This window comes from Peredibacter starrii, from assembly GCF_034259205.1.
Lineage (GTDB): Bacteria > Bdellovibrionota > Bacteriovoracia > Bacteriovoracales > Bacteriovoracaceae > Peredibacter > Peredibacter starrii.
The window spans coordinates 1,018,829-1,045,430 of record NZ_CP139487.1 but is presented as its reverse complement, the minus strand read 5'-3'; the positions used below and the strand labels follow the sequence as shown (position 1 = coordinate 1,045,430).

Sequence of the window (26,602 nt, the reverse complement as noted above, 5' to 3'; positions counted from 1 at the left end):
AGGGTTTGGGTCTTAGTAAGCAATCGGGATGCCAAACTTACCCCCTAAATACAGGGGGCTGGTTGGTAAGGATTTTGAGAGGTGTAGGATGTTTTTACAGGCCGTCTAAAACTTAGACAGTCCCTGAGAACCTATTCTTTGTAAGCTTAAGACATTTGTGAATGTGCTCCATTAATGCTCCAATTATTTTTATGAAACAATTACTCCTCTCTCTTCTTTTCATTACGACCAATGTTTTTGCTTCTCCTTGGGAAACTGTCACCATTCCAAACGCCAAGTGTGGCGATGGTGTTCCTTTTAAAGTTTTTGTACGTAAGGGAAAGAGAGCAAAACTCGCGATAGAACTGATGGGTGGAGGCGCATGTTGGAGTCTTGCGACCTGTTGGGGACCGAAGTTTCATACCTGGATTCATCCCATTCCAGAATTACCTGCCTATAGCTATCTCACCACTGAGGACAGCCCTCTCAGAGATCATACATTTCTTTATTTTCCTTATTGTAATGGTGACGTCTATGCCGGGAATCACACCGCCAATTACTTTCCAGGCGAACTTAAAGGAACTCATCACCATGGTAAAAGAAATCTCATTAAGGCCCTTGATTATCTAAAGGCCAATCGAATCATTGATTTCCCACAAGTAAAAGACCTCGTGGCCTTCGGTTCATCTGCAGGTGCAATTGGTTCGCTTCTTCATGCCGACACTTATTTGAAATACATGCGTCCCGAGAAAAAACTTCTCATTGCTGATAGTCCAGGGCTTCACTATGGGCCCAATTTCTGGAAAAAATTCACGCCGGAACTTATGCGTGACTTTGGGGAAACATTTGCAAAGGTCGGCATTCACATTGACCTATCCAGTGGTCTTGTGGCGCCTCAATTAAAAAATTACTGCAACACTCGAAGTGACTGGAAGATGGGCTTTATCCAAACCACTCGTGACGTCATTATGTCTGCCATGTTTGGTGACATTTCACAGGAAGAGCATAAAAAAGTTGTCCTAGGTCGAGAAGGAATTAGAAACACCCTTCGCAATACAAAGAACTGCTCTACTCACATTAGTGAAGGAATCGGACACATGCTTCTCATCATTCCAGATGTGGCAGCAAACAGTATTGATATTGAAAGTGGTGAATCAGCGAAGGACTATGTGGATCGTCTGATTAACGAGCAACAGAGATAGAACGAAGATGGGCCTCTTTGATCTCGTGCCAGAGATGAGAGTCTTTCTTCTTACACAGTAGCTCCCAACGATTAAACTTTTGAATCTCATTCATCAGTTCATCAGATTTCCAAAGTTTAGAAGTACTCTGAAGATCCTTATCATATTGGGTAAGACGTGCTTTTTGAGCGAGGTAAGACGGGTCGGCCATCTTTATTAAATGCGACTGCATGAAATTAAAAAAGCCACGCATCTTTTCAAAATCACCTTCAAGGGCCACAAGTTTTTCAAAAAACTCTTTTTGCTTCTTACGTGCCACGAGAGAAGCGAGTTGAAACTGATCAAGTTTCTCCAGGGTCAGAAGTTCTTTAACTTCATTGATTCCTACTTCACGGGCCTCTGGATGGTTAAGCTTAATCAAGCAGCAGGCATTATAGAAAGTTCCTAGATTGTTTTCCAAAGCGTCCAGAATCCAGGTCTTCGCTTCATAGCTCAGCGGAAGACGTAAATGAGCGCAGGTAAAATCCAAAAGCTTATTAATTTCCCAGAAGCGAGGTGGCTCGATCACTAAAGTTCCGATCTTCCCCTCTTTCACAAGTTTCTTCCAGGTAGCAAGTTCGTTTTCAAAACTCAAGATAAGGAAGCGACCACTGACATCAAGATTTGAAATCATCTCAAGCATTTCCGCATTGAGATCCTGTGCCTGATGAATGAAAAAAGATTCAGAATTTCCGAAGAGGCTTAGAGTTTGAAACTCCTCTTCAATCCATCCTCTGGTGACTTCTGCGGCCATCTTATAATGGATGACTTTATCGTCAGCACCACGAGTAAGAAAATCCTTCACCATCTTTAAACAAATGGGATCAAAAGAATTGATGGCGAGTGTGCCCTCGAATGTCTTGAGATAGTCGCGTTTAAACGATGAGAAGAAGTCCCAGATTTGCCACTTAGAATGCATAGAAAATCATGTCCCTTACGGTCACGGCCGCTTGTTCAGCCATGGTACGAATGGTTTTTCTTTGAGCACCAAAGTTCTGAGTCGCGTTCACCTGCGTTCCTTGATTATCAAGAATTTCGCGAGTGTACTGCATCTTTAAAGGAATCACTTCGTTGAAGATAATTTTTGAATTCGTTCTCACTTGATCGCCAATGCCTGATTTAAGAAGAGAGAGTTCTTCTTCACTCGGCTTCTTAATAACGATCACCTGAAGATACAACTGCACATCAGTCGTACCAGGAATATAAAAATTCTCTCTGGTAGTACCAATTGAATTAGGTGCTTTGTCCTGGGCCACACGCAAGTTGTTTGGCCTTAAAGAATCGTACATTTTTTCCGGAGATTTAATGATTCCGATAAGAATAGCATCTGAACTGGATTTATAACCGTTGTAGAGTTTTAGTCCGCTGAAACCCGTTAGAAGACGATAAGTCTCACGGGTGAATTCCCCCGAGGCCTCAGAAATGTTTGAATAATTGTAAAACATTGGTACAGAAAGACTCTGAATTCCATATTGGGAAAGCGGATTTTCCTGCTGAGAAAAGCGATAGCCGCTGCAGCCAGCGAGCATAAGTAAAATGATTAACCAACGCATAATAATTCTATATCATGGACAAGAGGGAAGAGCTAGGTTAGTCATTAAAGAACATGTTTAAAAAAATCGATTTTAAAGGTCTTAATTACAAGGATTTAGAGCGTTTTGACTCGCATGACTTGAAGCGAGACAACATGCACTCTTTCTACCAGACCTTCGACTTTCTGGAATTGGTAAAAAAGTGGCCTGAAATCATCGGTCCTGCTTTTGCCAAAGTGACTTCGCCTTTGAAGATTAAGGGCGATTCACTCATCATCGTTACGACACACGCAAGCTACTCACATAATATTTCGTATCTTTCAGAAGAGCTGAAGCAGAAAATTTTTGTGCTTTTCCCTGCGCTGAAACCTGTGATCAAAAAATTAAATTTCCAAACGCAGGAAAACTTCTTCCAACAGAAGCAGGCCGAAGAGGCCAAGAAACCAGCGGTGCCTAAACTTCATCCTCAGGATCCACGTTATAAAGTTTTGAAGCTTGAGGCCGATCGCTTATTTGGTGATATTGAAGAGAAAGAACTAAGAGAGCTCATGATGTCGATCTTCATGCAGTCTCGCTAGTTCCAGAACCACCAGATCCTTTTCTATAAACTCAGTTACATTAAGTCCCCTTACCTCTTTGCGAAGATGAGACAAAATGGATTTATCGTTCTTAATCACGATAAAGGCCCTGCCTTCTGAAGTTAGTAGCTCTTCGATTCTTTGAAGAAGAACCGCCCAACCATCAACGATAAATGAACGGGCCATGCCTTTTTTTACATCTTGAGAGGCCTCTCCGCGGCCAGGTAAATAGTACGGAGGGTTGGAAACAATCAGATCGAATTTTTTATCAGTCTTAAACTCTCCAAAGGAAGCGTTAACAATTTCTATATCGTAATGAGCTTTTTTCTGATCTCTGGAGTTCGTTTCCAAGTAAGAAAGAAATTCTTTTTGAAGCTCGACCAAAGTCAGACTTTGCGGATTCAGTCGATTTGAAACTTCAATTCCTATGACTCCCGAGCCGGCACCCAGATCAAGGACGTGCGAGGCAGTTTGCAGCTTATGAGCAATCCAATTTACGAGAAAGAGTGAGTCTTGATTGAACCGATAGAAGCCTGGTTGCAGATAATCACTCATGAGCAATGAAGTTAATCGTGGTCTGAACGAGTTCAGGGTTAATGTCCCCTAGCTCGATTAACTTATAAAGACTCATCATAAAGCCCGGAGGAGTTGTGAGGTTCGATTTTAGATATGGTCTTCTTCCGGGAAGAAAACTCTTACCAGTCTTCTTGGAGAAAACATCCGCAAGCTTTTCATTGTCCATCAGATAGATAAACCACAGCTGATCTTCCTTCTCAATTCTTTCGATTTCAGGATTCATGCTGTCTGAAATAAGCGGATTGATATCAAGAAAAGGCCAGATCCAATAGGCCTGCTCATTCAAAGGAAACTTTTGAATATTTCTAAGACGCTTCACTCTTACGGTCTCACTGACTTCTTTTAAGCGCAAATAATGAACAAACGAAGGGGCCAGTTCTTCAATATAACGAAGACCAATTTTCTCTTCGAGTTCACTCACGTCGATGTCTTTTGCCATGTTCACGAGGCCCTCTTCATTGTAAAAACTCGTGATATACATTCCAAACAATTCGAATGATCTTCGATCCGCCGGATGCTTGGCGAATTTTTTAAAAATTTGTCCGAACTGCAGGCCCGCAATTCGGTGATAAAAACTTTCAACTTGAGGACGCTTCTCCCAATTCACACGTGGAGTGGTGTTCACAATGCTTCTCAGGATATTGTCCGAACGAGTGATGTTTCCGATCATCAAATAAAGATAAGAACGCAGGACCTGCTCCGGCATTGTGTCCTCAGGAACTTCATCTAATAAATCGATGATCTGATTTTTGACTTTGGTGTCTGTGATGAGATTGAAGCTGGTATTAATAATTTCATTGAGAAAGGTTTGCTTCTTCTGATCTTTAGCATCGAGTGGTTTTGACTTAGACACCCACTTCAGCCAGCGCTTTAAGGGATGAGTGTCTGAAAGCTTCACCACACAGTCTCTTAAACGGATCAGGAATTTCTCATTCAGCACTTCAGGTGGATGAAGGATAACGCCTAATTGATAAATGTCGGTCTTAAAATCTTCACAGGTGATTTCCTCAATATCAAAGGAACTCGTCACCACAAAACCATTAAGGCCAATGACAGGTTTGAAACTCACCTTCTCAATTGAGATGGAGGCCTCCAGAAGCTTTTTTTTTTCGCTCGGAGTTTCATCCGCCTGAGCATGAGCTGAGTGAATCAGGGCCGGTGCCGAGAATGTCATCTCACCTTCAAAGAGTGAGCGAATGATGGTTTTACGAAAATAGATCAGGAGAAAGAGAACAATGAAGCCAATAATTCCTAAATATCGGAGATAGCCTTGCTTCTTGAGTGGCCTTGATGGCACACCCTTTGCCCTCATTTTGGAGTTATTTTTTTTTTTAGGATCCTGAGACCCTGTTTCTTTCGGAGAAGAGAATTGTGATTTGTGTGCAGGTGGTGGCAGGTCAGGAACTGGAGGGACGGCCGTCTCTTCCTTGTTCAGCATCGATAAATTAATTCCACCAACTAAAGTTATGTCATCAGTTTCAGGGCCAGGAGTCTGCCCATGTGTCAGTACGTCCTTGGCCTCAGAGATAGGATTGAAAGTCTGAACTTCATTTCCATTCAGGTATTTTGTAACCATCTCTTCTTCACGAATAAAGAACCAAAAACCGTTACCAGAGCACACTTCATCATCCGGCTTGATTGAACCATTTTTATATAGCTCGAGAACCTTCTCTTTTGAGATGGGTCCCAAGATATGATTCGATTTTGTTCTAATCAGCCAGTTTTTATCCATATTATCTTGCGAAAATACCAATTAATGCCGCTAGATCCTGGTCACTAAAGCGTAGACCCATTGAGATCGTAGCACTCTGTTTGCCATCTTTAGAAATCAAATCTTCACCTGCAACACGCGCAAATAGCACGTTCCAGATTTTGAACTCACCCATTAGACGAAGATTTGGTCCCGCGTCTTTCTGGTAGTCAAACAACTCCATCCCCGTCCTGATGCCCCAATCCGGGAAGAAGTAATCCACACCAACACCACCCGTCGACTCGATCAAACCTGCACGAAGACCGAAGCGTTGAATGCGTCGACCAATCTGGAAGTTGAATTTGAAGTCGTCTTTGTTGATTTTACGAACACTTGTTTTTGTTTCAGGTCCACCGTTCGTTGATGTGAAGGTGTCCGTTTCTTTTTCCGACTGAGGTCCAAAATCGTTGGTTACGATACCAAGACGGAAGAAACGCTCAGGTGCCGGGTAAATATCAAGATCGAAACGAGTATCAGATCCCGTACGAGTGTTGGCACCTGTTGAAAGACCAATGTCCGCTTCAATGTTGTTAATACGGTTCACAAGACGGTTAACTGAAGAAAGGGTCTGTGATACTTGATCCACTACCGCATCATCACGAAGAAGTTTACCAACAGTACCCTTACCATCTTTTACGTCAGCAACGATAACTCGAAGATCTGAAACCGTGGCATCTACTTTATCCAGGATAGGTCCGATTTTTGAAAGATCGGCCATCAAAGAATCTTTTTGATAACGGTCAGTTTCGTGAGCAAGTTGTGAAGAAAGCTGTTCAATATCATCAATGATCTTGTTCACTTTCTCTTCATTATTATCAGTAATTCTTCTTAAGCTGGCAGTCACTTCATTGATGTTTTCAACGATTTGCTTGACCACGTTGCGGCCTTCATCATCTCTTAAGGCCTCTTTAATTCCAGCAGTGATTTCTTTTACATCTTTAAGTACTGCGGAAGCGTCTTTGGCCAGACTGTCAAAACCTTCACCGCCTTCCGTTGAAATGAAAGAACCTTCTTCAAGACGCTTGTCCGTTTCAGCTCCCAGGTCGATATCAATGAATTTATCACCAAGAAGTCCCACGCTTTTAATTTTCAATTTCGCGTTTGGAGTGACTCTGACTTTTTCCTGGATCTCGAAAGTGATCAAAGCATCACGGCCTGCAAGTTCAATGCTCTTAATTTTACCAGCATTAATCCCCGCGACTTTAATGGGAGTCTTTTCAAAAATACCAGATGCATCTTTTACGAGAGTTTTATATGTGACGTGCTTACCAAAACCGGATTGGTTCTGCGTAATTTTTAATGACATTACCACTACACTGGCCATTGCCGCCAATGTGAGAAGTCCTACTTTCAGTGGATTCAAAGGAATTTTACTCCATCAAAATTCAATAACACTTACTATCGGTTATTACTAAAGATGATAATCGATTCCGGTTATAACTCAAGGAATCTTCGAATGACCGGATTTTCCGATTTCTTGAATGATTCCACATCCAAATGCTCAACTACGCGTCCCTTTTCCATAAAGACAATATAGTCTGAGTATTTAAGTGTGGCATGAATATCATGTGAAATAATAATGGAAGTAAAGCCTCTATGTTCATTACGACGATGAGTATCTCTCATCAAATCGTACACAACGTGTGTTGTGATCGGGTCAAGACCCGAAGTCGGCTCATCATATAGCATAATGTGAGGATCTAAGGCAAGGCCTCTCGCCAGACCCACTCTTTTTCTCATCCCTCCGGATAATTCCGACGGAAGTCGTTTGGCGGCCTCGGGACTAATCCCTACTGATTCTAAAAGGCCCATGACCTTTGTTCTGATTTCTTCTTCGTTCATTTTAGTAAACTCGCGCAGAGGAAACGCCACATTCTCATAGGACGAAAGGAAGTCGAATAGCGCCGCATACTGGAAAACCATGCCGAAGTTTCGGCGAAACTCGCGGAGATCAAGCTCCCCTAACTTATTAATCGCCGTTCCAAGTACTACAACATCACCCTCAGTCGGATCAACCAGACCCAGGATGTGTTTCATCAGTGTAGTTTTCCCAGCTCCTGAGAATCCCAAGATAGTCGTTATTTTGCCACGATGAATACCGAAATTCAGATTGTACAAAATGGTGCTATCACCAAACTTTTTTGTGAGTCCTTTAAACTCGACTGAATATTCGCCGCTGAATTCGCTCATAGGATTTTCGCCAGAAAACTTGTGAGGAAGAAGTCTACCACAAGAACTGTGATCATACCCCAGACAACTGCCATATTGGTCCCACGGCCCACACCTTCTGCACCACCCTGAACATTAAAACCCTGGTAGGTTCCGATGATACCAATGAGGTAGCCAAACACAGTCGCTTTAATCAGACCTTCTGCCACCATGCTCAGATTCATGAAATCCGAAATTTTAGCAGTATAAAGAGTTTCATCAATTTGAATGACTTTTACACCAATAAGCCAAGAACCCCAGTAACCAATCAAAAGGAAAATTCCTGATAGAAGTGGCATCGACAGCATAGCACCGAGGATGCGTGGAACTGCGAGATACTGGTAGCTGTTAATTCCCATTACTTCCAAAGCGTCGATTTGCTCTGTCACTTTCATACTACCAATTTGTGCTGCCATGGCGGCACCACAACGACCGGCCACAACCAATCCCGAAAGCACCGGAGCAAGTTCTTTTGCGAGCGCGATAGTTACAATCGGGCCAATGAATGAATCTGTATTAATCGCCTTCATCCCCAAGTAAATCTGGAACGCGAAAACCGCGCCGGTAAAACTTGAAGTCAGGAAAATAATGAACACGGACTTGTTGCCCATGAAATAAATCTGGTCAAACAATAAACGGAAACGAAAAGGAGGTTTGAAGGTCCAAAAAATGGTCTTCATGGTAAAAGTAGTAAAATCCCCTAACCCCTGAATCAGGTCCATAACACTTTGACCTACATCAGTAATGCGATTTTCTACTATTGCTTTAACGTTCATGGTCCTACTTTACTTTATAAATTCGTGGGATTCGACTCGAGATTCCGCACATCAATTGATAAGCAATTGTCTTGTTTTGTGTCGCGATGTCTGTGATCACACGATTGTCGTGGTTCCAGATTTCAATTCTATCATCAACTTTAATTTTTGAAGAAACTTCCGGATCAAAGAAGATATAAGCAACATCCATGCTGATGCGACCAAAGATATATCCATCACACCCATTCACATTCAATTTTGTTCCGCTGAAATACGTGAACATCCCGTCACCATAGCCGATCGGAACAACTACCATGTAGCCGTCCTTCGGAGTTACGTTCACGCCATAACCAACCGGTGTACCTTTCTTTACATGAAAGCTCGATAGAACTTTTGTCACTAAACGCGAGCACTGGGCCCCGTTCCAGCTAATGGGATCAGTCACACTTGGAGGACCGTAAAGCATTAGACCTGGACGAACGAAGGTCTCCTCTACGCCAAATTTCTGCTCAATCGCACCAGAGTTAGAAACAGATGTTCCTCTGATTTCAACTCCCGCTTCCAGAAGAGCAGTTCTCACTTTATTGAACTCATCCATCTGACGATGAGTTTTATCACCTGGTTTTAAAACATCCGAAGAACGGGCAAAGTGAGTCATCAAATGCTCAATCCCACGCTCTTTAAGTCTTGGAACAAATGGTTCCAGTTCTTCCCAGGTAAATCCCAGACGATTCATGCCCGTATTAAGTTTCACAATCAAAGGCATGCGCTTAAAAGTAGGATCTTTCAGTACCAGCTCCAGGTCACGTGGCTGCGCCAGCACTGGTGTGATATTGAGATTTAAATACGCTTGTCTAAGATCAGAATCATGAAGTTCGGTGTCGGAATAGACAATCAGATCGGCCTTCATGTCCGGACATTCTTCCGTTATATGCAGGGCCTCAGCTAAAGTGCCGCAACCAAGCTTTTTCACTCCACAGTCACGAACTAAAAACTGGGCGATGGGTACCATGCCATTGCCATAAGCATTGGACTTAACCATCGGAACAATTTCCGCTCGCGGAGCGAGTTCTTGTATTTTTTCGAAGTTCGAGCCAATGTGGCCCAGATTCACTTCGAGATAAGTCGAGTGACGCATAAATTAAATTGATAGCCTCTTAGCGCCCCTCTCATTTGCCATGAGACGTTTACCTTCTTCGGCAACTGCCAACTCTCCAAATTCTCTTTCAAAAATTCGAAGGTAGTGAGCAGACGAGGCAGGAATAAGTTTTAGAGTTGGGTACATTTCTTCTGAAAGCACCTGAGAGTTATCTTCAAAAAACTTCCAGTAACCGAATTGTTTAATGAAAGATTGAAGCATGAGAGTTTCGGTCTCAACGTTTTCACGAGGAACGAAGAACACTACATGCCAAGGTCCGAACAAAGAAAGCTTAGTGGTTTTCTGTAGGCGACCTGAAAGTTGTAAAAAGAAATCGTTGAAGAACGATGACCAGAAAAATTTATTATGAGCACGTTTCTTCGCGATGTTTGTCAGCGGAATAAGTGAAAGAGCGATGATTCGCATATCTTCGTCTTTCGTTTCTTTCTGCATACGATCCATGTTGTCCATCGCCTCCCACATCGGAAGAAACTGGTTCGCGTACTGAGGCAATTGCTGATAAAGCTTCAGGCGACGAAGGCTTGAGCTCAGCATGGATTCAAATACGTCCCAAGGAAAGTTCACCATTCGCTCTTCAGTGAAAGAAACATAAAGAAGCATGTCCGGATTATTGCTGCCCGAGTAGATGCGAATCATGACCGGTGCTACATCAAAAAGATCGTTGGCCACTTGAGTTGCCATGTCTTGCGCGAACTCTTCGATACCGTGAGTATTTGCTTGTCCCAACCATAGAGAGGGAAACGGGTGATGCTTACGTTTAGAAATTTCCGGAGAGATGAGCTTCTGTCCGTTCTGATTTAATTCAAAGAGACCATAACCGTGAGCGGCCTCCCAACCTTCCATCTTTTCAATCAGACAACGAGTGAAGTCCTGGCGAGTTGATTCCGTCTCAATTTCAGCGCAAAGATTACGAATGAAATCAAAGTGAGCACGAAACTCTTCAGCGTCTGATCTTTCGGCGATGATTCGCTGAGAGCGGGCCTGCATTCTTTGCAGACGCATCTCAAGCTCTTTCTTGTCACGAGCAAGCTTCAGGGTCTCCCTACGTCTGGCAAGAATGTTCATAATTTGAGCATTCAAAGAAATATCGTGGTGAAGATAACCCACCGGCGCAAGGTTAAACGTCGAAGATAAGAGCATCTTCGTCGAATCTTTTGAATAAAAAGCGTAAGCAAGAGAACGATCCACAACTTTTGGATGTGTTTTAAACTGAATCGAACCCTGACTCATTTTTGTAACATCGATGATCGCGAGATCAGGAAGTTCTAATGAACAAGCACCCCAGAATTCTTCAAGGCTTTGATAATGATGAGCAAAGATATTTGATTGTCTAAGCGCAGATGCGATTTCTTTGGCAGACGCCAAATCATCCATCAGAATGGCCACAGATAGTTCAATCCCTTGAAGTGTGGTCTGCATACGGTCCTCCCGACCTAATGAAAAACTTTTTAACATGGTATCCCGAGGGTGGACCGATCGGCAACCTTACGCTTAAGAAACTCTCTCCCAAAAGGCCTTCGCAAGACCGGTGAGATCAGCGCCTTTCGGATTCTCTATTCGCCAGGGAATTTGACTGAAAACTTGTTGGCGTTCTTCATAAATTCTGTGCAATTCACTCTTCCCTCTTTTAACCAGAGGTCGAGGTTCCGCCTTCTCAAGATGAAGTCGTTCCCAACAGTCTTCAAATGGAGCATGTAGATAAACTATTCCGACTTTTCTACTCGTCTTATACAGATCATATAATAAAGGAGAAAGCGTCCCCCCGCCTAAAGCGAGCACACCTTTACCTTCTTCTTTGAGCCAACCTTCGAGCTCCTGTCTTTCATAAAGACGAAATTTGTCCCAGCCATCTCGCTCGATGACTTGGGCCAGTTCCTTCAAGCCTTTTCCCCGACTTTTAAGAATCAACTGATCAAGATCCGCAAATTCCCAACTAAGGTCCGGGGCCATAAACTCAAGTTCCCGCAGAAAACTGGTTTTTCCAGCTCCCGAGAATCCGGCCATCAAAAATTTTTCGCATTTAGCCATATTGGCCCTTGTGAGTTCGTATTTTGTTTATTAATTAAACCAGAACTCATTTTACTGAAAAAGGTTCTCTATATGAATAAGCAAGATAAGGTTACGGCAAAAATCAATTTGATTAAGCTGGCAGCTAATAATGCCATTGAATTCGAACTTGATGCCGACACGGACTGGGTTCGTGAAATTCTGGTAGAAATGAACGAAAACGCCACGGAAAAGTCACCGGAAGAGTATCTTTCTGAGACTTCTCTGTATATTTCGGGGTCTATCGAGAAAAAAAATAAACCTGATTTAGGTGAGTTTTTGATCGTAAAAGGTAACATCGAAGCCGATTACGTAACTGAATGTGTCCGTACTTTAAAGCCCATGACGGTCCAACTAGACGTTCCGTTTAAGGTCGCTTTTATCGATGAGGCCATGGCCTCAAGCGAGCTTTTTGCTGAGATTGATGAGACATATATTGAAAATGACGTGTACGAGATCTACTTTTACAACAAAAGAACGGTCGAGTTCCAGGAAATGATCCACGAACAAATATTCCTAAACTACGATCAGTACCCGGTTCTTGACGCGGAAAGTAAACTTGAAGGCGTTGACTCTGGGGACACCCCATAGCGGTCGGAAATTTAGGCTTGGCAACGAGGTTAATCTGTATTAGAAATAGAACCTCATTTTTAAGAAAATATAATAAATAAGTATTCAGAGTAATATCGGAGGCATTTGTGGCAGTACCTAAGAAAAGAACCAGCGTATCTCGTAAGGGGTTAAGAAGAGCTGGCCAACATCATAAACTTTACAGAAAATTCCCTCAGGCTTGTCCTAACTGTGGTGATTCTGTACTTCCACACACTGTATGCCCAGCTTGCGGTCACTACAAAGGTAAGCAAGTTTTCGAAATTAAAGTTAAAGCTGAAGCAAACGCTGAAGCGTAATATTTTAAGCATTCAAAATTCAATAAAAAAAGCCATCGAAAGATGGCTTTTTTATTTGTGCTCAGGAGGAGCGCCAAGAAGATGACAATAAGAAGGATGATTTATGAAACTCTTCAATACAAAGATTCTCGGAACGGGAAGTTTCCTTCCGGACAGAGTAGTAACTAACGACGATTTATCTAAAAGAATTGATACGAGTCACCAGTGGATCGTAGAAAGAACTGGGATTCATTCTCGTCGTATCGCCGATTTATCAAAAGGCGAATCTCCAAGTGGAATGGCCAAAGAAGCTGCACTTAAAGCAATCGAGGCCGCGAACTTAACTCCAAATGACATTGATTTGATTCTTTTATCGGCAACGATGCCGGATCAAGTAATGCCAAACACAGCTTCTGTACTTCAGGAAAAACTCGGCATCACAAATAACTGCCCTGCTCTTGATGTAAACGCTGCTTGCTCAGGCTGGATCTATCTTCTTCCTATGGCAGACGCCATGATTAAGACCGGTCTATATAAACACATCCTTGTTGTTGGTTCAGAGATGCTCTCTTCTTTCAACAACTGGGACGACCGCAATACTTGTATTCTTTTCGGAGATGCTTGTGGTGCTGCGATCCTTGGACGTGCGGCAGAGAACGAAGACTCGCAAATTTATTCAACAATCCTTTCATCAGATTCTACAAAGAAAGATCACCTGACTCTTTGGGCCGGTGGTGCGGTAAAGCGTATTACTCCTGAAGTCCTTGAAAAAGGTGAACAGTGGATGACGATGAATGGTCAGGAAATTTTCAAAGCTGCGGTTAAAACCATGGCCGCTCACTCTGAAAAAGTGATTAAAGATTCCGGTATGACCATGAACGATGTTGATTGGTTCATTCCTCACCAGGCAAACCTTCGCATCATCGAAGCAGTTGGAAATCGTTTCAATTTCCCTGCCGAGAAAGTAATTATCAACGTTGATAAGTACGCCAACACTTCTTCAGCGACTGTTCCAGTTGCTCTAGATGAAGCGATTCGTGATGGCCGTATTAAGCGTGGAGATAATGTACTTCTTGCGGCCTTTGGTGCAGGTCTAACTGCCGGCGCGATTTTCTTAAAATACTAGGAGCCCTGATGAAAGTTACTGTTGTTTTCCCTGGTCAAGGGACCCAATACGTTGGAATGGGAAAAGTTTTTTCTGACTTCGCTTATTTTGAAAAAGCCAACGAGGCCGCTGGTTATGACCTAAAAAAGATCATGCTTGAAGGTCCGGCAGAAGATCTAAAACTAACTGAGAACACGCAACCAGCAATCGTTGCTCACTCACTTATGTTGTTTGATAAACTTTCTCCGCTTCTTAAGCAAAAAAACATCACAGTTGAGCGCGTGCTTGGTCACTCAGTGGGTGAATATGCCGCTCTTGCAGCTGCGGGTGCGATGACTTTTGAAGAGGCCGTGAAAGCGGTTCACTTCCGCGGAAAATACATGCAGGAATCAGTTCCTGCCGGTAAAGGCACAATGTACGCGATCCTAAAACAAGAAGAAGCAGTCATTCGCGAAGCTTGTGAAGGCGCTTCAACTTCTGAAGAAAAAGTTTCTCCGGCCAACTTCAACGAACCTTCGCAAATCGTGATCTCTGGTGACAAGCCAGCTTGTGAGCGCGCGATCCGTTTGATGGAAGATAAAACTGGTGGGCGTGTTAAGGCGATCGAACTTCAGGTCTCGGCCCCTTTCCACTGCGCACTTATGAAGCCAGCAGAACTAAAACTTAAGCCAGTTCTGGATAACATTAAATTTCAACCATTGAAGTTTAACTACATCGCCAATATCGATGCGAAAGAATATCCAACTGATACAAATCCAGAGACGATCAAAGACAATCTTGTAAAGCAAGTTTGTGGTTCAGTACTTTGGACTCACAGTATTCAGAAACTATCTGACGACACAATCATTATTGAATGCGGACCTGGTAAAGTTCTTGCCGGTCTGATCAAAAAAATTAACCCTAACTTGAAAGTCATCTCACTTGATTCTGAGACTGGCTTTTCTGAAGTCGAGGCACTATGACAGCGACGTATTCTGATTTAAAAGACAAAGTAATTCTAGTAACTGGTGCCGCTCGTGGTATCGGCAAATCAATTGCTCTTACTCTTTCTGCTCAAGGAGCTCACGTAGTATTTAACTACCGTGGTGATGAAGCTAAAGCAGCAGCTCTTAAAGAAGAACTTCAAGCAGCTGGTGGTAAGGCCACTGGTCTTAAATTTGATGTTACTGATTACGAAGCCATGACTAAAGCAATCGACGAGTTCACAAAAACAGTGGGCCCGATTTCTGGTCTGGTTAACAATGCTGGTGTTTCGAAAGACACTCTTCTTCTTCGTTTGAAACCAGATGAAATCTCTTCAATCCTCGATACGAACCTAAAAGGTTCAATGATGGTGACTCAAGCTCTTTCAAGAAACTTTCTGAAAGCTGAGAACGTATCAATTGTGAATATGAGTTCAATCGTGGGCCTTATGGGTAACCCTTCTCAGGCCGCATACGCTGCTTCTAAAGCAGGTCTGATTGGTTTCTCTAAATCAGTGGCAAAAGAACTAGCTTCTCGTAACGTTCGTTGTAACGTGATCTGTCCTGGATTTATTCAAACTGATATGACAGACGCACTTAATGAGAAAGCTAAAGAAGAATACGCAAAATCGATCCCTTTAGGTCGCATGGGTAAGGCCGAGGAAGTAGCTAATTTGACCTGTTTCCTTTTAAGCTCTGCATCAAGTTACCTGACTGGAGAAGTGATTAAAATTGACGGCGGCCTATACATTTAATAAATTAGCGCATCTCACATTTTGGAGGATATTTTAATGGAATTACAAGACAAGGTAATTAAGCTCGTTTCTGAAGCTACAAAGATGGACGCAGCTAACATTAGCCTTAACACAAGCTTCGTTGATGACCTTAACCTAGATTCACTAGATATGGTTGAGCTTATGATGAAGATGGAAGACGAATTCGGCGTAGAGATCCCAGAAGATGAAACTGAGAATCTTAAGTCGATCGGCGACGTAGTTACTTACTTAAAGTCTAAATCTCACTAATTCGACATCTTGAAGCCACCTTCGGGTGGCTTTTTGCTTTTTAAGCACACCCCTTTATTCCCCTCGAACTCATTAAACGGTCCCAAGTTCTTGGTGATGGGTGAAAACAAATTGGACCAAGGAAGACTATATGAAACTTAATCGTGTAGCTGTAACTGGAATGGGTGCCATCTGTGGTCTAGGAAACTCTCTAGACGAAGTATGGGCAAACGCACTTGCCGGAAAATCTGGCGTAACAACATTACAAAATCAAAATACTGAAGGCTGGGGTGTTACTTTTGGTGGTGAAGTGAAGAACTTCAAACTAGATCCTGTTCTTATGGATCCAAAAGACCAAGAGCGCTTTGACCTTTTTAACCAATACGCTCTTCACGCTTCTGCTGAAGCGATCAAGCAAGCAAACCTTCTTGAAGCGAAATATAATCCTGCAAAAATCGGTATCATCTTCGGTACTGGTCTTGGTGGATTCCCGCACATTGAATCCAACCACAAAGCATTCATTGAAAAAGGTCCACGTCGTGTGTCTCCTTTCTTCATTCCATCTGTGATCCCGAACATGCCGGAAGGTCTGATCTCGATTCACTATGGTTTCCAGGGTGTAAACTTTGCGGTTGCTTCTGCTTGTGCTTCAAGTGCTCACGCTCTTGAACTAGCTGCGACTGAAATCATGCTTGGCCGTCAGGACGCCATGATTACTGGTGGTACTGAAGCGGTTATTACTGGATATACAATTGCGGGCTTCAATAACATGAAGGCCCTTTCTCGCCGTAACGAAGAGCCGTCTCGTGCTTCTCGTCCATACGATGTTGATCGTGATGGATTCGTCATGGGTGAAGGTGCTGGTATCATCGTTCTTGAAAACTACGATAAAGCAGTTGCTCGTGGTGCTCGAATCATCGCTGAAGTTGTTGGCTTCGGTGCAAGTTCTGATGCTCACCACTTTACAGCTCCACATCCGGAAGGACTAGGTGCACTTATCTGTATGAATCAAGCTCTTGAGCTTTCAGGTGTTCCGAAAGAAGAAATCGGTTACATCAACGCTCACGGAACTTCGACTCCGCTTGGTGACGTTGCTGAAACTGGTGCGATTAAAAAAGCATTCGGTGATCACGCTTACAAACTGGCCGTGAGTTCAACTAAATCAATGACTGGTCACCTTCTTGGTGCGGCCGGCGGTCTGGAATCAATTTTCTGTATCAAGGCACTTGAGACAGGAATTCTTCCTCCGACGATCAACCTCGATAATCAGGATCCTGCTTGTGATCTTTATTATGTTCCGAACAAGTCTGAAAAACGCGACATCAAGTACGCGCTTAACAACTCTTTCGGTTTCGGTGGAACAAACTCATCGACGATCTTCAAAAAAGCCTAAAAACAAAAAGGCCCTCTTTCGAGGGCCTTTTTTTTATGCATCAACTGTGCCTTTCGGGACACAAACCATTTGTAACATTCCTTGAGAGAAGGCCGCGATGTCAGAAACATCCAGATTTCTCGTCCACAAACACATGCCGTTATTTCCAGCAAAAATACACATGTCACGCATCGTATGATCGCGGAAAATAATTCGATCATCAGTCACGGTACGAACTGGAATGATTCGACCAGCACGTAGGCGACGATTCTCATTTCGATTGATTGAAAGCGCCGTAAGACGGGCCTTATCTAAAATCACATCTTGAGTTGAGTGAAGAATATAAACATCTTCTAAAACTTCCACATGGCAATTTTTATCTTCAACTTCCCAACGAAGATCTCCCGCGAAAGCTGAAAGACTAGAAAGAACAAAGAGTGCGCTTAAAATAAGTTTCATAATGTTTCCTTAGATATCAATTGTCGGTTTACCGTTACAAACAAGTTTCAATTTGTTTTGAGACCAGCGCTCAAAATCAGATGCCTTAATTCGGCCAAGTTCATGACAAAAATGCGGCTCATAAACACAAATGCTCTCAACATGGGCATCGTTGAAGAAAATATAATTCTCATCGTTCGAAGAAATTTTTAAAACTCTTCCTGCCTTAAGGCGACGATTATTGGCCGTATCTTTCTGCTTCATGACCAATAAAGCATTACCGACAGTGACTGAGGGTTGTGAGGCCTGAATGATCACATCTTGAGCAACTTCAAGATGACATCTCTTCTCCTGAATAATATCGGAGAGCATCTGATCTTTGGCAAAAACAGTGAATGAAGACAAAAGCAAAGTGAGAGTAAGCATGAGTTTCATTTAAGTTTCCCCGGTGAGTTTGGAGCATTATCTAATGATTTCAGATGCAAATGGAGGTGGCAGGGTGAATTTTCAGAGTGCTGTTCAAAATTTCGACATAGGCCCATCAAAAGACCGCTTTTCTTTGACAACCTCTAAGAATCTCTGATGGAATGTATGTACATGAAACTTCTAGTATTTTTCCTCTTTTTTTCGACGGTACTGCATGCCCAAAATATTATTCGGGTAAATGCGGTCCTGGTTCCGAACACAGGCTCATTTGTGGCCACCAGTGAGAAGGCCCGCGGGCGTCTGCTGAAGCGTGGAGAAGACTTCACTGCTGATAGAATCAGCGTTTTTGCAGATTCATTCAGAACCGACAATGGTCTTCGTGATAAGCATTTTGCAGAATACATCGGAGGCGGACCTAAGCTTCCCCATTCAAGAATCGACATTACGGAACTTAAGGGCACTAAAGGCACGGCCAAGGCCAACATCACAATCAATGGCATTACTAAACCAGTAGATATCACTTACACAGCTCACGACAAATACGTGGATGCTAAGTTTGAAGTTCTTTGTTCGAGCTTCAATCTTCCAAAGGCCCAGTACCTCGGTATTGGAGTTGAAGATAAAGTGAAAGTCTCAGTTCAATACTATTTCGAGAAAAAATGATGAAGTTTCTTCTCCCTCTCCTCATTCTGGTAAGCTGTCAGGATTATAATTCGAATTCTGCAGATCGTATTAAATATGGTCCAGTGGTCCTGAATGAAAGTGATCCTAATTTTGCTCAGGCCTACAATATCATTCAAAACCGTTGTGTCAGCTGCCACAGTTCGACCATCCATGATATTTGGGCGACCTATCAGGACAATGCCGCTTGGCTTGATTCAGGCATGATCCAAAGAGGCGATCCGGATAATTCATACTTCGTTCAGCGTATTATCAATTACGGTGGGGCCAGTTCAAACATGCCTCAAGGTGGAAGTGCTCTTCCCGATGCTGAATATCAGCATCTGAGAAAATGGATTGAAGAAATTCCATGAAATTCATCGTCCTACTTCTCGCTTCATTATTTATTAATTTTACCGCCGAAGCTTATCCGAACTTCATCGGACACAACTATACCTCGTGTTTAAACTGTCACTACAATCCCTTTGGTGGCGGACCACTGACAGATTATGGTCGTGCGGTATCGGCAACAACTATTTCTTCACGTGCGCTTTATCCAAAAAGCTGGGACGAAGAAAAGATCGCCTACACTTCTGGATTTTTATTTCGTAAGCCGAAGCAGAACTGGTTAAGAACACAGATTAACTATCGTGGTTTCCAGCTCGTTCGTAACCCAGGCTCAAAAGAATCAGAGACCAAAGAATGGATCAACATGCAGGCCGATGCCCGTGTGATTTTGAAGTTCGGTGAGAACGATAAATTCGTCATGGTGGGGAACATTGGTTATGCCCCTGAACCTCAATCAACGGTTCCTGGAAAAGAACAAGGCGAATGGCGCAGCCGCGAGTACTACATGGGTTACCGAATCACACCTCGTCTGGGTGCCTATGTTGGTTTGATGGATAAGATCTACGGTTTAAGAGTTATTGAACACATTGCTTACAGCCGTGCCCTTCCTCAAGTCGCTCAAAACGATCAGACCCACGGAGCAACTCTTCACTATGTAAGTGAAGGTTGGGAAGGCGGAGCTCAGTTCTTCCTTGGAAATTTATCGCAAGATAAAGACATTCAGATGAAGGGTTATAGCGCAACTTTCGAAAAAACAGTTTTTGATATTCACCGCCTGGGTGCTTCGTTCATCACATCTAAAAACGATTATAACGAACTCACTTCAGTGGCCGGACATGCGCGTTTCAATTTAAAAGAAGGCTCCGCCCTCTTACTTGAACTTGGACAGACCACTCAGAAGGTCACACTTTCAGAGGAAGAAACAGTTGCCCGATATGGACTTCTACAGGCCTACTTAAGACCTGTACGCGGAGTCTACTTCCTTACTAACGTTGAATACATCAAACGCGACATAGAAGAAAAATCCTATGCAGTTCGTTGGGGTCCGGCACTTCAGACCTTCCCGATTCAGCGAGTGGAACTTCGATTAGATATTTATAATACCCGGAACTTTTCTCCAGAAGCTTCCACGAAAGACAGCTGGATGTACTTGTTCCAGACACACTTATGGTTATGATGCTTAAGTTAGTTGCTCTCATTCTTGTCTCGATGAATGTCGCCATGGCGGCAAATGTCCAGCCGTTGTTTGAACGCAAAGAATTCAAGCGCATTGTTGCGACTTATGGTTCACCTGATAAATGGGGCGAGCTTTCTACGAAAGAACTGATCATGATCTCTCACTCTTTCAGGAAACTTGGAAAGTATCGTGAGGACGCCAAAGTTGTTTTTCGTATTCTAAAAAAAGACTATGCCAAAGAGCACGCTGACATCAGAAAGAAAATTCGCGAGAAAGAAACTCTGGATGTCGACGATTATCCTAAGTCACTTCCTATTCATTACTGGAACCTCTATAACGACTACGCCAACATCTTGTTGGACTACGATGAGCTGGGCCCGGGTCTGGAAAAAGACCAAAAGATCTACGTTATTTTCCGCCAAATTCTAAGTGAGCTTGAATTCCGTGAAGGTAAAGCTGAAAAGCTTAACAACAAGGTCATGGCCCACCTTCAGTATTTGGAAGATAAAATTTATCGTTTTTCAGCGAGTGTAAACGTTCAATACGTGAGCTGGCAGCACGATGCTACTCTTCATCGTTCAAGTTCCGGCAAAAACACCGGACTTATCATGACGAACCAGGGTTACTGCGTAGGTGGTGACGTTGGTATCGAGAACGGTTTTTATCACTTCCTTCTCGACGGCTGTTTCTTGATGGGTGTGGGTGGTGTAAGCGCTTATGGTGATTCGAATATCACTTATCAGCAGAATGTCCCTGCTACCGGCATTAAACTGGGCCCAATGGCCTCTATGATCGTTTCCAGCTCAAAGTCCAGAATTGGTATTGGGCTACCACTTATCTATACGTCACAGAACCTGACTCAGCCTTCTGACCCTGATTATAAAGTGAGTGAAGAGAGCCCGTTGTCTTACCTCGCTACCATCAATTCGCGCTGGCAATTTGGACAATGGTACTTAAGAACTGAGTTTGGCCAGTACTTCAAAAAGCAGGAAAGCTTTTGGGGTCTAGGATTCGGCCGACAGTTCTAAAGAACCTGCCATTCTGGCGAAATACACATCGTCAGAATAATGTTCTTCCAGGCGTCCTCATTCCCACTGCTCACATCCGCAATCGCTTTTAGGTCTTTCACGACTGCTGGCGAAGCGCTTTCAATTGGAAAGAACAAAGACCAGGCCCTTTGAATGGAAGCATCGCTTGGAGCTTCCCATTGGTTGTTGGAGAAGATCTTCGCTTTTACTACATCCATTCGCGCGCTATCCACGACCAGACGCTCACATACTTTGGTCGTAAGTGAATATCTCATAGGATTGTTATTAGGGTTTTGGACCACACCCATCCCGGTATAACATTGCTCACGAGGGAACTCTACCGTTGTAGGACTTAGGTCCGAAGTGGAATAAAAATCACAGGCCCCACCAAACTCGACCTTCTGATAAATATCAGACTGAATATAGGTCGCGGCCGATGTTCCTGAAGCATTGAAGATTTGAAGCAAAACCGATTCAACATAGGCCCGATCGGCCATCTGAATTTCCGAAGCATAATTCAACTGCTGCTGCTTTTCTACCAACGCATTCGGAGCATCGAATTTAAGTTCTTCCTGTGCCGGCTGACAAGCAGCAAGCATAAGAAGAGCTAAAATGAATGAACTACTTCTCAACATGTTTTGTTCCTGGTTAAGCAACGTTCTTTAAAGACTTAATGGCCAGTTTCACTTTGCCGTTTTCTTTATACGCAAAGGCCTGATCGTTCGGAGTCGGAGTTTTTACTTCGAGCATGGCCGAAACAGTCGACGAAGCATTACCGATGATTGCCTCACGGCCGTTTAACTCTTCCATTGGACCGGCAAGACCCCAAGTACCACGAGAACCTTCATTCGTTTTCACGTTACCAACAACTGTTAGATTGTCGATCATACCTGAAAGCACGGTGAAGTTTGATCCCTGCCAGCCATGGTCTGCACCACTACCATCTGTACGAGGAATACGGTTAAATTCAGATGTTACAGAAAGTACTGTGCGGTCAAAAAGATTCTGACCATAACCTACTTGAACTGATTTTAGCTGAGCGATTAATTCATATAAACAGGCCGAAACAGCACGGTAGTAACGAGAGAAAAGAATTGTTCCAGCATGTGAACCCGTGAAGTGAACGTCCATTGTGTGGGCGCCACGAACATTTGTACGAGTTACTTTTGTAGTCATGTTATATACAGACTGATAAAGCACGTTACTGAAGTTATCGGCCTGAATGTTCACAGAAGAAGAAAGACCTTGAGTCACCATGAATTCTGCGATCGCCATACCTTCCGCAAGATTCGTAATACCCGTCATTGCATCAGTCATTGTTCTGATATCTGTGCTTGTCAGATACTCAGCTTCCAGAACGCGGTATGGACTAGTACCAAGACCAGGAATTGCCATATCGTCAACACCGGCCAGAGACAAACTGTCTTTCGCTTCAAAAGCACGACTAATGAGCGAGCGATATTTTGCAACAAGATTGTTGTAGTTTAGTTGAAGGTTCCCGAAGGACTTCATCATCATTTTTTTGGCGTTAAAACGAGTGGCGAAAGTACTTGGAAGAAACTTGCTCTTATCAGCTGATGTGGCCGACATTCTTTTTAAAGCGGCATCAATGGCACTCTCCACTGAACCATTATTGATGGTCTTCATCGAACTCAGTGGCGAGAATGGGGCCAAAGCACTCGTTAGAGGATTGGTTCCGGCAAGCTCAACATAGGCAATGCCTTTTTCTCCACGATAGAAGTTACCACCACCATTTCTACCAACTGCTGGAATAGGAGTTGTAGCATGATCGGCAACTAAACCAGTTAGTGAAATACCACCCGGAACTGGAGCGATTTGACGTTCACGATCGATTGGATGGCTATCGATTTGGAGATCAATCCCTCTCATGATCATCATGTTTTGTCCCAGTTGAGACATGGGAACCACACCCGCAGTCGTGGCAATATTACCACTCCACACGTGAGGCATATAATAGTCCCCTACTTTCGTCGTAGCATAGGTGGCATTAATGGTTGAACCATTATTAACGAATTTGTTGACCACCATAGGGTTGGACACTATTTGATCATCACCATTTGGTTGAACAGGAAGATCCCAGTAGTAACGTGGGGCCCCGCCGGCCATCACAAGACTGATGAATTTAAAATCCTGAAAGGCCGCCTCTTCACCGGCAGCATGGGCCGTGCCTGATTGAAGAAGATTCACCATCATGTTGGTTAAAAACATATCGAACGGGGCAGATGAAACAACACCTGTGCCGAGGAGAATGTTTTTCAATAAGGTCCTTCGATCTAATTCAAATTTTTTCTTATCAGACATAATTAAACTCCACGATCTGGATAGATGAAGGCATCAGATTTAATAATATTTTTTATCAGTGTTCTTAGTGATTGGTGAGACTTGAGATCCAGCCCCATATTGATCACTCGATCACGTTGAAATTTTTCACCAGGTGATAGTGCAGGAGTGTTGATGTTACCAAGGTCGGCAAGATTAACATTAATTCCAGTCAGGAAACGGTAATAGCGTTTGGCCGCACATACATAATAATCATTAGTCTTGGCGATTGATTCACCCAACTGTTGTAGACCTTCAACTTCATTTAATACGAGATCACCATTGTAGCTTCTGTAATACAGTCTTCCATTGGCCGGACGACGATGGAAGTTTGCGTCTGCAACCTTAGATGGGAATTCAGCATACCCAAGATCCGGTGTACGATGGCCAATGAACTTCACACGGTTAAAGGACATACCGGCGTTACTGGTCCATGCAGCTCGCGAGTTTCTTGCGGCACCTGCTAATGGGTCCATTGAAGAGTGACAGCCCATACACGAGATACCAGTGCGGAACGCAATCGTAGATTCAGCGTCAACTTCTGCCACCACGTCTTTTGAACGAAGTGCCGGAAGATCGCGACAAAGTAAATCTGCCATCACGTGCTTCCCCCAACGACGGAACAAGTTCGTACCACCGTTCGTGAAGCCGTCTTTACCAAGGTTACCAAGAAGATATCCCTGCGAACCAATGATCCCACCACCTAAATGTTGGTTGATATTGGTTGAAGTAAATTTAAGAGTACCGAAGTTAGGATTGAAATGTGTTGGTTCAATACTATTGTCTTCCTGATCTACATCAAGTCCGATCAGGATACCTGTTTCTGGTAGAACTGGTTCAAAAGGAGAAGCTCCCCCTTTTGCATCATCAGGAACGAGAACGCTGTTTCCATTGGCGTCTTTTACTGTTTTATACACACCTTGCATGATCACAGGTAGTGCAACTGAAGCAACACTGCGTGTGCGCTCAGACTTCATCGAGTAACGTTTAGCACGTAGAGAAAAATCTCTCGTCACAACATCCGAGAACTTTTGCTCAGGAGCGAACAACGAATAAAGAAAGTGGTAAGCAGGTTCATTTGAATCTGTAACGTCACGAGTGAAGCGATCGATACCGTTACCAACTGCAGTTGAGAAATCAGGAATTTCAAATTGTGATTTATGAAAACGAAGAAAAGAATTCAGAACTCTCATTCCTTCATAATCATAATTGCCGTTTGTTTTAGGCAGCTCACCAGAGCTTGTGAGTTTCGCCTTATCAAAAAGCTCCATACACGCATCTGTTCCTGATTTTGTTCCTCTTGAAACTGCCACCCATAAAGGGTGATCAGTAGGAATACGTTCACGAACAAAGAGGCCATAGCACTTATTCAGGCGTTTCAATTCATCGGACGCCGTCACTTGGGCCTGAAGGAGTTGTGGTAATGCCAAAAAACTTAATAATATAAGGTGCTTCATAGTAAACTTATCGTAAGCGAGGTCAAATTCTTGAGCGACTTTTTCAGTCAACCAAAAAGAGATTTCCTTGGGAAAATCAGCACTTTATAATGTTCGCTTAAACTTCTATCAAGACGTACAAGCGCCGAGGAAAAATGGCAGATCAAAGACCGTATCGAAGACAACTCAAGAACTATCTTCTTAACCCGGAATTTCAATTAAAACTGCTTAGTTACTTTGTAGGACTATTTGTTGTGACCACCCTGTCACTCTACTCTGTTAGCTATCTCTTTTTCTGGCGTCTGGGAGAGAAGGCACTAAGTGTGGGTATTCCTAAAGGTCACGTCTTCTTCCGCTTTTTGGCCAACCAAAAGGCCGACCTGGATATGTTGTTCATCGCTTTAGTCGTGTTCAACTTTTTACTTCTGATCGGTACGGGCTTTATTGTGTCTCACCGAATTGCTGGTCCAATTTTCAAACTCAAAAGACATCTCGCCGAAATGAAATCGGACTCAGAGAACTTTAAACTTCGAGATAAAGATTTTTTCAAAGAACTCGAACCTCTAGTCGACGGCCTGAAGGAGAAAATGAAGTGAAATTCATTTCATTAAGTGCTTTATTGCTTTTTGTTGCCTGCTCTAAACCGGAGCAGACCAGTGAACAGGAACCAAGTGACGATTACGTTTTAATTGAGCTCGCTTCTAAACTTGAAGAAGACTATCACCGTCTCCACAAGATACCTTATGATACGTCGGCCAAGGGACTTGAAGAGTCTGCAGCCGAAGCTCCTGAGGAACCAGCTATGCACGAACCAATGGATCCACATCACCCTTAGAGATTAATTCCTAGTAAGACAGCATTCGCGAGAATAAAGCCGTCAAGTAGTCGCTGATAATTTGTCTCTGAGGTAAAAGCGAAGACCTTTTTACCGATAGAATAACGAATGAATAATGAGATGGCCGGACCTATGAGATATTTCATTTCAAGGGTCTCGCCTTTAAAGAAAATCAAAACGATTAATTGAAGACTCGCCATAAAAGCGTAATCAAAACTAACTCCTGCCAACACCTTCGTCTTATCTTTATAAAGACTCGACACCATCGGTGTGAGAATTGATCCACCCATATTCGAAAGTCCATGGATCAGTCCCATCGCACCCAATGCAATTGGTAAATGGTTCTTCATCAGGGTCTGCAATGACTCACGAAATGATGAGTTAGTGCGAATGATGAAGGCCACCACCAACATGATTGTAACAAAGAGTTTAATTTCCCATTTAACATCCAGATGAGTTGCCGCTACCATCCCCACAAATAAAAGAGGAAGACAGATCAGAAAGAACAGTTTGCGATATCCGCCGTTGAGCTTTTCTTTATGGAGATCCTTCACCTGACTCCAGCTTAATGCGGCAGATGCGGGCAAGAGATACATAAGCGCTTCGGTATACTCGTAACCCATCAGAAGCATAATTGGTGTACCGAATAACAAAAGGCCCACTCCAAAGAGCGATTGAACCACGGCCAGAATGAGAATCAGTACGTAAACTTCCATAATGCAATGCAAAATATCATAAAAAGGCCTTTTCACGGAAGCCCCTAGGGAAGTTCTTACAATTC

The 26,602-nt window shown here is 43.2% G+C and carries 31 protein-coding genes; 15 read left to right on the top strand and 16 right to left on the bottom strand.

Features of this window, described 5'->3' with window-relative positions; all coding sequences use genetic code 11:
- Positions 1-191: 191 nt before the first annotated feature.
- Complete coding sequence (locus SOO65_RS05230; RefSeq protein WP_321398031.1) at positions 192-1,181, top strand: pectin acetylesterase-family hydrolase; 990 nt, start codon at positions 192-194, stop codon at positions 1,179-1,181.
- Here SOO65_RS05230 and SOO65_RS05225 read toward each other — a convergent pair.
- Positions 1,162-2,118 carry a DNA polymerase III subunit delta gene (locus SOO65_RS05225; RefSeq protein WP_321398028.1) on the bottom strand — a complete coding sequence of 319 codons (957 nt, stop codon included), beginning with the start codon at positions 2,116-2,118 and terminating at the stop codon, positions 1,162-1,164. The two genes, SOO65_RS05230 and SOO65_RS05225, sit on opposite strands and share 20 nt — an antisense overlap.
- Positions 2,108-2,752 (bottom strand): hypothetical protein, encoded by a 645-nt coding sequence (locus tag SOO65_RS05220; RefSeq protein ID WP_321398025.1) that lies wholly within the window; start codon positions 2,750-2,752, stop codon positions 2,108-2,110. Before SOO65_RS05220 ends, SOO65_RS05225 begins: the two co-directional genes overlap by 11 nt.
- Before the next feature lie 53 nt (positions 2,753-2,805).
- Between SOO65_RS05220 and SOO65_RS05215 the strand changes: the two genes are divergently transcribed.
- Positions 2,806-3,309 carry a DUF721 domain-containing protein gene (locus SOO65_RS05215; protein ID WP_321398023.1) on the top strand — a complete coding sequence of 168 codons (504 nt, stop codon included), beginning with the start codon at positions 2,806-2,808 and terminating at the stop codon, positions 3,307-3,309.
- Here the strand turns inward: SOO65_RS05215 and SOO65_RS05210 are convergent.
- From SOO65_RS05210 to SOO65_RS05175, 8 genes are all read right to left on the bottom strand, one after another.
- On the bottom strand, positions 3,268-3,864 hold the full coding sequence (locus SOO65_RS05210; RefSeq protein ID WP_321398019.1) for a methyltransferase: 597 nt from the start codon (positions 3,862-3,864) through the stop codon (positions 3,268-3,270). The genes SOO65_RS05215 and SOO65_RS05210 overlap by 42 nt on opposite strands.
- Positions 3,857-5,617 carry a hypothetical protein gene (locus SOO65_RS05205; RefSeq protein ID WP_321398016.1) on the bottom strand — a complete coding sequence of 587 codons (1,761 nt, stop codon included), beginning with the start codon at positions 5,615-5,617 and terminating at the stop codon, positions 3,857-3,859. Before SOO65_RS05205 ends, SOO65_RS05210 begins: the two co-directional genes overlap by 8 nt.
- Before the next feature lies 1 nt (position 5,618).
- Positions 5,619-6,998 (bottom strand): MlaD family protein, encoded by a 1,380-nt coding sequence (locus SOO65_RS05200; RefSeq protein ID WP_321398012.1) that lies wholly within the window; start codon positions 6,996-6,998, stop codon positions 5,619-5,621.
- 71 nt (positions 6,999-7,069) lie between these two features.
- Positions 7,070-7,825, bottom strand: a complete 756-nt coding sequence (locus SOO65_RS05195; RefSeq protein WP_321398009.1) for an ABC transporter ATP-binding protein — start codon at positions 7,823-7,825, stop codon at positions 7,070-7,072.
- Positions 7,822-8,619: an MlaE family ABC transporter permease gene (locus SOO65_RS05190; protein ID WP_321398006.1), complete on the bottom strand. Its 798-nt coding sequence runs from the start codon at positions 8,617-8,619 to the stop codon at positions 7,822-7,824. The genes SOO65_RS05195 and SOO65_RS05190 overlap by 4 nt, the downstream gene beginning before the upstream one ends.
- A gap of 4 nt (positions 8,620-8,623) precedes the next feature.
- The gene (gene alr, locus SOO65_RS05185; protein ID WP_321398004.1) at positions 8,624-9,736 is read right to left on the bottom strand and encodes an alanine racemase; all 1,113 of its coding nucleotides are present in this window, start codon (positions 9,734-9,736) and stop codon (positions 8,624-8,626) included.
- A 3-nt stretch (positions 9,737-9,739) separates the two neighbouring features.
- A complete protein-coding gene (locus SOO65_RS05180; protein WP_321398000.1) occupies positions 9,740-11,176 on the bottom strand; it encodes a hypothetical protein in 1,437 nt (478 codons plus the stop codon).
- Between the two features lie 72 nt (positions 11,177-11,248).
- Positions 11,249-11,785, bottom strand: a complete 537-nt coding sequence (locus SOO65_RS05175; RefSeq protein ID WP_321397997.1) for a shikimate kinase — start codon at positions 11,783-11,785, stop codon at positions 11,249-11,251.
- A gap of 72 nt (positions 11,786-11,857) precedes the next feature.
- On the opposite strand from SOO65_RS05175, the gene SOO65_RS05170 reads away from it, so the two are divergent.
- The 7 genes from SOO65_RS05170 (at position 11,858) to fabF (ending at position 17,154) form a co-directional block, all read left to right on the top strand.
- The gene (locus SOO65_RS05170) at positions 11,858-12,394 is read left to right on the top strand and encodes a YceD family protein (RefSeq protein WP_321397994.1); all 537 of its coding nucleotides are present in this window, start codon (positions 11,858-11,860) and stop codon (positions 12,392-12,394) included.
- Positions 12,395-12,501: 107 nt separating this feature from the next.
- On the top strand, positions 12,502-12,711 hold the full coding sequence (rpmF, locus tag SOO65_RS05165) for a 50S ribosomal protein L32 (RefSeq protein WP_321397991.1): 210 nt from the start codon (positions 12,502-12,504) through the stop codon (positions 12,709-12,711).
- 103 nt (positions 12,712-12,814) lie between these two features.
- Entirely contained in the window at positions 12,815-13,816 is a 1,002-nt protein-coding gene (locus tag SOO65_RS05160; RefSeq protein ID WP_321397988.1) for a beta-ketoacyl-ACP synthase III, read from the top strand.
- Between the two features lie 8 nt (positions 13,817-13,824).
- Entirely contained in the window at positions 13,825-14,757 is a 933-nt protein-coding gene (gene fabD / locus SOO65_RS05155) for an ACP S-malonyltransferase (protein ID WP_321397985.1), read from the top strand.
- A complete protein-coding gene (gene fabG, locus SOO65_RS05150) occupies positions 14,754-15,512 on the top strand; it encodes a 3-oxoacyl-[acyl-carrier-protein] reductase (RefSeq protein WP_321397982.1) in 759 nt (252 codons plus the stop codon). Before fabD ends, fabG begins: the two co-directional genes overlap by 4 nt.
- Positions 15,513-15,548: 36 nt before the next feature.
- Complete coding sequence (acpP, locus tag SOO65_RS05145; RefSeq protein WP_321397979.1) at positions 15,549-15,782, top strand: acyl carrier protein; 234 nt, start codon at positions 15,549-15,551, stop codon at positions 15,780-15,782.
- A gap of 130 nt (positions 15,783-15,912) precedes the next feature.
- The gene (fabF, locus tag SOO65_RS05140) at positions 15,913-17,154 is read left to right on the top strand and encodes a beta-ketoacyl-ACP synthase II (RefSeq protein WP_321397975.1); all 1,242 of its coding nucleotides are present in this window, start codon (positions 15,913-15,915) and stop codon (positions 17,152-17,154) included.
- Between the two features lie 33 nt (positions 17,155-17,187).
- On the opposite strand, the gene SOO65_RS05135 is transcribed toward fabF, so the two are convergent.
- Both SOO65_RS05135 and SOO65_RS05130 read right to left on the bottom strand, forming a co-directional pair.
- Entirely contained in the window at positions 17,188-17,592 is a 405-nt protein-coding gene (locus SOO65_RS05135) for a hypothetical protein (RefSeq protein WP_321397972.1), read from the bottom strand.
- Between the two features lie 9 nt (positions 17,593-17,601).
- A complete protein-coding gene (locus SOO65_RS05130; RefSeq protein WP_321397969.1) occupies positions 17,602-18,006 on the bottom strand; it encodes a hypothetical protein in 405 nt (134 codons plus the stop codon).
- Between the two features lie 162 nt (positions 18,007-18,168).
- On the opposite strand from SOO65_RS05130, the gene SOO65_RS05125 reads away from it, so the two are divergent.
- From SOO65_RS05125 to SOO65_RS05110, 4 genes are read left to right on the top strand one after another with little or no spacing between them, the layout of a single operon-like run.
- Entirely contained in the window at positions 18,169-18,660 is a 492-nt protein-coding gene (locus SOO65_RS05125; protein WP_321397966.1) for a YceI family protein, read from the top strand.
- Positions 18,657-19,031 (top strand): hypothetical protein, encoded by a 375-nt coding sequence (locus SOO65_RS05120; RefSeq protein WP_321397963.1) that lies wholly within the window; start codon positions 18,657-18,659, stop codon positions 19,029-19,031. Before SOO65_RS05125 ends, SOO65_RS05120 begins: the two co-directional genes overlap by 4 nt.
- The gene (locus tag SOO65_RS05115; RefSeq protein ID WP_321397960.1) at positions 19,028-20,182 is read left to right on the top strand and encodes a hypothetical protein; all 1,155 of its coding nucleotides are present in this window, start codon (positions 19,028-19,030) and stop codon (positions 20,180-20,182) included. Before SOO65_RS05120 ends, SOO65_RS05115 begins: the two co-directional genes overlap by 4 nt.
- The gene (locus tag SOO65_RS05110; protein ID WP_321397957.1) at positions 20,179-21,210 is read left to right on the top strand and encodes a hypothetical protein; all 1,032 of its coding nucleotides are present in this window, start codon (positions 20,179-20,181) and stop codon (positions 21,208-21,210) included. Before SOO65_RS05115 ends, SOO65_RS05110 begins: the two co-directional genes overlap by 4 nt.
- On the opposite strand, the gene SOO65_RS05105 is transcribed toward SOO65_RS05110, so the two are convergent.
- The 3 genes from SOO65_RS05105 to SOO65_RS05095 are packed head-to-tail and all read right to left on the bottom strand — an operon-like array spanning position 21,207 to position 25,007.
- Positions 21,207-21,845, bottom strand: coding sequence for a hypothetical protein (locus SOO65_RS05105; protein WP_321397954.1), 639 nt, complete (start codon positions 21,843-21,845; stop codon positions 21,207-21,209). The two genes, SOO65_RS05110 and SOO65_RS05105, sit on opposite strands and share 4 nt — an antisense overlap.
- A 13-nt stretch (positions 21,846-21,858) precedes the next feature.
- Positions 21,859-23,532, bottom strand: a complete 1,674-nt coding sequence (locus tag SOO65_RS05100) for a hypothetical protein (protein WP_321397951.1) — start codon at positions 23,530-23,532, stop codon at positions 21,859-21,861.
- A 2-nt stretch (positions 23,533-23,534) separates the two neighbouring features.
- Positions 23,535-25,007, bottom strand: a complete 1,473-nt coding sequence (locus tag SOO65_RS05095; RefSeq protein WP_321397948.1) for a hypothetical protein — start codon at positions 25,005-25,007, stop codon at positions 23,535-23,537.
- Positions 25,008-25,141: 134 nt separating this feature from the next.
- On the opposite strand from SOO65_RS05095, the gene SOO65_RS05090 reads away from it, so the two are divergent.
- Together SOO65_RS05090 and SOO65_RS05085 are read left to right on the top strand one after the other, a co-directional pair.
- Entirely contained in the window at positions 25,142-25,582 is a 441-nt protein-coding gene (locus SOO65_RS05090) for a hypothetical protein (RefSeq protein WP_321397945.1), read from the top strand.
- Complete coding sequence (locus SOO65_RS05085) at positions 25,579-25,821, top strand: hypothetical protein (protein ID WP_321397943.1); 243 nt, start codon at positions 25,579-25,581, stop codon at positions 25,819-25,821. The genes SOO65_RS05090 and SOO65_RS05085 overlap by 4 nt, the downstream gene beginning before the upstream one ends.
- Here SOO65_RS05085 and SOO65_RS05080 read toward each other — a convergent pair.
- Entirely contained in the window at positions 25,818-26,537 is a 720-nt protein-coding gene (locus tag SOO65_RS05080) for a TSUP family transporter (RefSeq protein WP_321397940.1), read from the bottom strand. The two genes, SOO65_RS05085 and SOO65_RS05080, sit on opposite strands and share 4 nt — an antisense overlap.
- Positions 26,538-26,602 lie beyond the last annotated feature (65 nt).